Source organism: Burkholderia sp. LMG 13014 (genome assembly GCF_905232215.1).
Lineage (GTDB): Bacteria > Pseudomonadota > Gammaproteobacteria > Burkholderiales > Burkholderiaceae > Burkholderia.
The window spans coordinates 1-4,809 of record NZ_CAJNKE010000457.1 but is presented as its reverse complement, the minus strand read 5'-3'; the positions used below and the strand labels follow the sequence as shown (position 1 = coordinate 4,809).

Here is a 4,809-nt window from a genome sequence, read left to right as displayed (position 1 = left end):
GCGTGACGGCCTGCCGGTGCGCCGCCTCCCGGGCGGATTCGCCGCAGGCCTCGATCGCGGGCGAACAAAATGCACACTCACGCGAATGAAGAGACGAGCGGCGCGCCGAACGGCCGCCGCGCATGGCCACCAATGCCGGCGCCCCTTCGTCCACTTTCGGAGAACCCCATGTTCCGTCGCCCCCTGCTCACCCTCTTCGCCGCCGCGCTGGCGGCCCTTCCGCTTCTGTCGGCCCATGCGCAGATCCCGCCCGACGTGCGTGCGCGCTATGAAGCGACGACGAACCGCTTCAGCCACCCCGACGGGCTGCGCCCCGAGGCCGACCAGGCCTACACCGGTACCGCCTTTCCGGGCATCTACGCGATCCGCGTGTCGAAAGCCGGCAGCGCGCCGCCGCCGCTCGTCGGCATGCCCGTGATGTTCTTCGACAGCGACGCGTCGTGGCTGCTGACGCCGCTGGGCGACGACACGTCGAACCCGTACTACCAGCAATGGCGCGTCGCGAACGTGAAGCACTGGAAGGGCTGGGAGCATGTCGCGCAGGATTCGCCGCTCGTCCAGCAACTGTTGCGCTCGATGCCCGTCGACAAGCTGGTGCATCAAGGCGCCGACGCCCCCGTGTTCGTCTACCTGGCCGCCCCCGACTGCCCGTACTGCCGGCGCGACCAGGCCGCGATGGAGAGCAGCCCGTACAGCTTCGCGATCCTGCCGATCACGCTCGACCCGACGCGGATGCCGGTGGTCGAACATCTCGCCTGCGCCGACGATCCGCTCGGGGACTGGAACAAGCTGATGCGCACCGGACGCGGCAACACCGCGCCGTGCAGCCGCTTCGACCGCGCGGCATGGTGGGACCTGAAGCAGCTGTTCTTCCCGCGCTCGGCAACGCCCGCGTTCCTGTTTGCCGACGGCACCGTGATTCGCGGCGACGTCGACGCCGCGATGCGCAAGGCCGCGGACATGAAGGCGCGCGGCCTCGTATTCCAGTGATTTGCCCGGCCGGCCCGCGAGGCCGGCCCCGTCATCCTCCCTCTTCGGAATCCGCCATGTCCAACAAACCGGTTCCCTTGACACCCCAGGAAGTCGACGCGCTCGTCGCACGCTTCAAGGACGTCGATACCGTTCAGAAGCTCGATCTCGCCGCGAAGCAGGCGGCCACGCTCGCACCGCGCCTGCGCCTGCGCGACCTGAAGACCGTGGCCGGCGTGATGCAGCGCGTGCAGACGGACATCGAAACCGGGATCGGACAACTCAAGCAGAAGCTGCGCGCGACGAGCGACGCAATGCGGGTCCAGCGCGCGAACCTGCGCCGCGACGCCGCACAAGAATCGGGGCCGCTGCTCGACACGTTGCGTGCGGCGTCCGCCGCGGTCGATGCGGCCGAAACGCTCGGCTGGGACGATCCCGCGTGGGACACCAGCGATCCGGCCGCGCTGCACGCCGCCTACGCAGCCGGCCGGCCGTTGCCTGACCGCCTGTACGCGGGAACGATCGGCGTGCGCACCGCGAACGGCCTCGTGACGATTCCCGCGTTCGTGCCGTTCATCGGCCGGCAACGTATCGTCACGCTGCGCAGCGACAAGCCGGAGAGCCGGCTCGCGATGCTGCAGTTGCTCGGCGCACTCGCGCTGCGAATCCACCTGACGCTGCCGAAGATGGCGGAATTCGTGTTCCTGGATCCGCACAACAGCGGCAACACGTTCCGGTGGGCCAACAGTTTCGCGAAAGCGGAGAAGACCCGCGACCTGCATCGCCGGCTCGACGCGATCGAAGCGGAATTCGGGCGCATCAGCAGCCAGTACCTCGACCACAAGGTCTCGTCGTTCGACCAGCTCGCCCCGTCGGTGCGACAGCGGGAAAAACTGCAGATCGTCTGCGTGGCCGACTTCCCGCGCGGCTTCGACGAGGTCACGGCCGCCAAGCTGCTGCGCTTCGCGCGCAACGGGATGGCGAACGGTACGTACTTCCTGATCCACTTCGACGAAACGGCGCCGATGCCGCGCGACATCGACCTCGGCCAGTATCCGCTGTGGGCGCCCCAGCAGCCCGCGACGCTCGGCGCGCGCATCGGCGAAGGCGCGCCGGACGTGCTGCCAACGCCCGCGCGGCTGGAAAGCCTGCTGTCGCGCGCGGCCGCGTTCGAACCGGAACGCGCGGTGCTCGACATCAGCGCGAGCGGCATCGGCGAAACCGACAGCTGGTGGAGCGAAGACGCCACGTGGCACGTCAGCGCCCAGATCGGCCACCGCGGCCAGTCGGATCCGTTGACCGTGATGTTTGGCGAGAGCCGCGAGTCGTTCTCGATCCACGGCGTGCTGAGCGCGACCTCGGGCGCCGGCAAGTCCACCCTGCTCCATGTCCTGATCACGACGCTCGCGTGCCGCTATTCGCCGCGCGAGCTGCGCTTCTACCTGGTCGACGGCAAGAACGGCGTGGAATTCGCACCGTACCGTTCGCTGCCGCATGCGGCCGTGATCTCGCTGAATACGCCGCCGGACCTGTCCCGCAGCCTGCTGGTCGATCTCATCGAGGAAATGGAGCGGCGCAACGCGCTGTTCCGCGCGCACGGCGTCGACGGCTACCGCGCATTCCGCGAGCGCTTCCCGAACGAAACGCTGCCGCGCCTGATGCTCGTGATCGACGAGTACCAGGAAGTGGTCGAGCAGGATCCTGACGGCGACGGCTCCCGCCGCCTCATCGAGCTCGCCGCGAAGGGGCGCAGCGCGGGCATTCACCTGTTCTGCGCATCGCAGCAGTTCGCGCCGCGCGAGATGATCGGCGCACGCGAGTTCATGAACAACATCCACCTGCGCATCGCGATGAAAGCGACGGCCGGCTCGACGGGCGGCATCACGGAATTCGACGCCGAAGGCCGGCAGATGATCGAGAGCCTCACTGCCGCCGGGCAGGTGCTCGTCAACGCGGAAAGCGGCCGTGCCGGCCACAACGTCCAGGGGCAGGTCGCGCTGCTCGATCGTGCGACGCGCGACGACCTGATCGGCAAGCTGCGCGAGAAGGCCGCGCAGGCCGGCATCGACGCCGTGTGCGTGACGCTCGACGGTGTCGAGCAGCCGGTGTTCCTCGAAACGCCGGCGATCGCGCGGCTGCTGGCCGGCGCACCGCCCGACGACGACGCACTCGCGCAACTGGCGGCAACACCCGAACGCCAGGGCGGCTTCGGCCTGCCGGGATGGCATCCGGTCGATCGTCCGGTGCCGGTCTGGCTCGGCCGCGCGCTCGATGTGCATTCATATGCGGCGTTCGCGCTGCGGCGCGCAGACGACGAAAACGTGCTGATCGTCGGCCAGAACGCGAATGCGCGGGCCGGCATGATGCTCGCAACCGCCCTGTCGGCACTCGCCGCGCGCGGCCGCGCGGATGTCGGCATCGGGGTCGTCGACAACGGCCTCGCGCCGGTGTGGCGTGCATTGCGCGACACGGTCTGCGCGCCGGCCGGCATCGATTTCGACAGCAGCGAAGACGAAGCGGGCACGCTCGCGCTGTTGCAGCGCTGGGCCGACGAAGCCACGCGCCGTGCGTCGCTCGACCGCGAGCGCCAGCACCGCGAACCGACCCGCCTGCTGTTCGTGCCGGATCCGCTGCGTACGGCCGGGCTCGTCAGCAATCGCAGCGAGCAATGGGGCTTCGAACCGTCCGACGCGGGTCGCCTGCTCGCGCAGATCGCGCAGAACGGGCCGCGCGTGGGGCTGCACGTCGTGATGGCAATCGAACAGCGGCGCGCGTTCGAGCGCGTGTTCGACATCCGGCGCCAGCTCGATCTGTTCGGCCATCAGGTGCTGATGCAGATGTCGGCCGACGAATCGCTCAAGCTGATGGGGCGTCCGGATGCGCACGCGCTGCAAAGCGCCGGCGATCGTCCGGTGATGGCCCTGCATCACGCGCGCGGCGCCGGCACGTCGACCGTCTTCAAGACCTACATGAGCGGTGACGCGCCCGCCGTTTCGCCGCGTGAAAACCTGTCCGGCGCGCTCGGCGCATTCGCCGCGGCGCTGGCACTCGATCGCACGGAGGAACCCGCGTGATGGACGGTCCGATCGCCGAATGGCTCACGCAGATCGAACGTGCGCGACGTCAGCTCGACGACGCGACATCGGTCATGCATCACCTGCGCCGCGAGCTCGACCAGGCGCTGTCGCGCGCGCTGGCGTCGGCCGAGCCGGACGACCTGTCGCGGCCACAGCTGCAGCGGCTGTGCGATACCGCGGCGGGACCGCTGCGGCAACGCGAACAGCGGCTCGCCGATGCGCTCGACGACACCGCGCTGCGCCTGCGGCGCTACCTGGGAGGAAACGGATGACGACCTCATCGGACGACACGCCGCAGCGCGTGGCCGACGCCAGCATCCGGCGCGATATCGCGCGGCTGCGCGCGTGCGCGGACGATCTGTCGCGCACGGTCGCGCACATGACGTCCACGATTCGCGACGACAGCGTCGCACCGATCGCGCATGCCGCGCATTTCTGGGGCCGCGAGGTCGACGAATGGCTGCGCGCGATGGATACGTGGCTCGCCAGTGTCCCCGCGGCGGCCGAGCCGCGCACGCACGAGGGCGAATCGCATGAGTGACATCGGCTTCGGGCCCGCGCTGCTCGTGCGCGTCATCGAGGACCTGCTGTACGACCTGCGCAAATGGCGCGGCTCGATCGACGGCACGCGCGACGGGATCGCGAAAGGCACCAGCACGTTGCATACGTCGCACGCGCGGATGCGCGACCGGATCGCCGACGGCAACGCGGGCTTCGACGACGATACGCGCGCGGTCGCCCAGGCCGCGTCGCGCGATACGGA

At 69.5% G+C, this 4,809-nt stretch carries 5 protein-coding genes; all 5 read left to right on the top strand.

The genetic code is table 11. From position 1 onward, the window contains the following. Positions 1-168: 168 nt before the first annotated feature. Positions 169-990, top strand: coding sequence for a thioredoxin fold domain-containing protein (locus JYJ84_RS28555; protein ID WP_175220535.1), 822 nt, complete (start codon positions 169-171; stop codon positions 988-990). Between the two features lie 56 nt (positions 991-1,046). Further along, complete coding sequence (locus tag JYJ84_RS28550) at positions 1,047-4,043, top strand: FtsK/SpoIIIE domain-containing protein (RefSeq protein ID WP_175220537.1); 2,997 nt, start codon at positions 1,047-1,049, stop codon at positions 4,041-4,043. Beyond that, on the top strand, positions 4,043-4,318 hold the full coding sequence (locus tag JYJ84_RS28545; protein ID WP_175220539.1) for a hypothetical protein: 276 nt from the start codon (positions 4,043-4,045) through the stop codon (positions 4,316-4,318). Before JYJ84_RS28550 ends, JYJ84_RS28545 begins: the two co-directional genes overlap by 1 nt. Further along, positions 4,315-4,587, top strand: coding sequence for a hypothetical protein (locus JYJ84_RS28540; protein WP_122949808.1), 273 nt, complete (start codon positions 4,315-4,317; stop codon positions 4,585-4,587). Before JYJ84_RS28545 ends, JYJ84_RS28540 begins: the two co-directional genes overlap by 4 nt. Beyond that, the coding region (locus JYJ84_RS28535) for a hypothetical protein (protein ID WP_205189771.1) at positions 4,580-4,809 on the top strand (230 nt) is incomplete at its 3' end. The genes JYJ84_RS28540 and JYJ84_RS28535, both read left to right, overlap by 8 nt.

Coding starts and splice junctions, on each gene's coding strand:
- JYJ84_RS28550 (WP_175220537.1), top strand. CDS start 1,047: ATGTCCAACAAACCGGTTCCCTTGACACCCCAGGAAGTCGACGCGCTC.
- JYJ84_RS28540 (WP_122949808.1), top strand. CDS start 4,315: ATGACGACCTCATCGGACGACACGCCGCAGCGCGTGGCCGACGCCAGC.
- JYJ84_RS28555 (WP_175220535.1), top strand. CDS start 169: ATGTTCCGTCGCCCCCTGCTCACCCTCTTCGCCGCCGCGCTGGCGGCC.
- JYJ84_RS28545 (WP_175220539.1), top strand. CDS start 4,043: ATGGACGGTCCGATCGCCGAATGGCTCACGCAGATCGAACGTGCGCGA.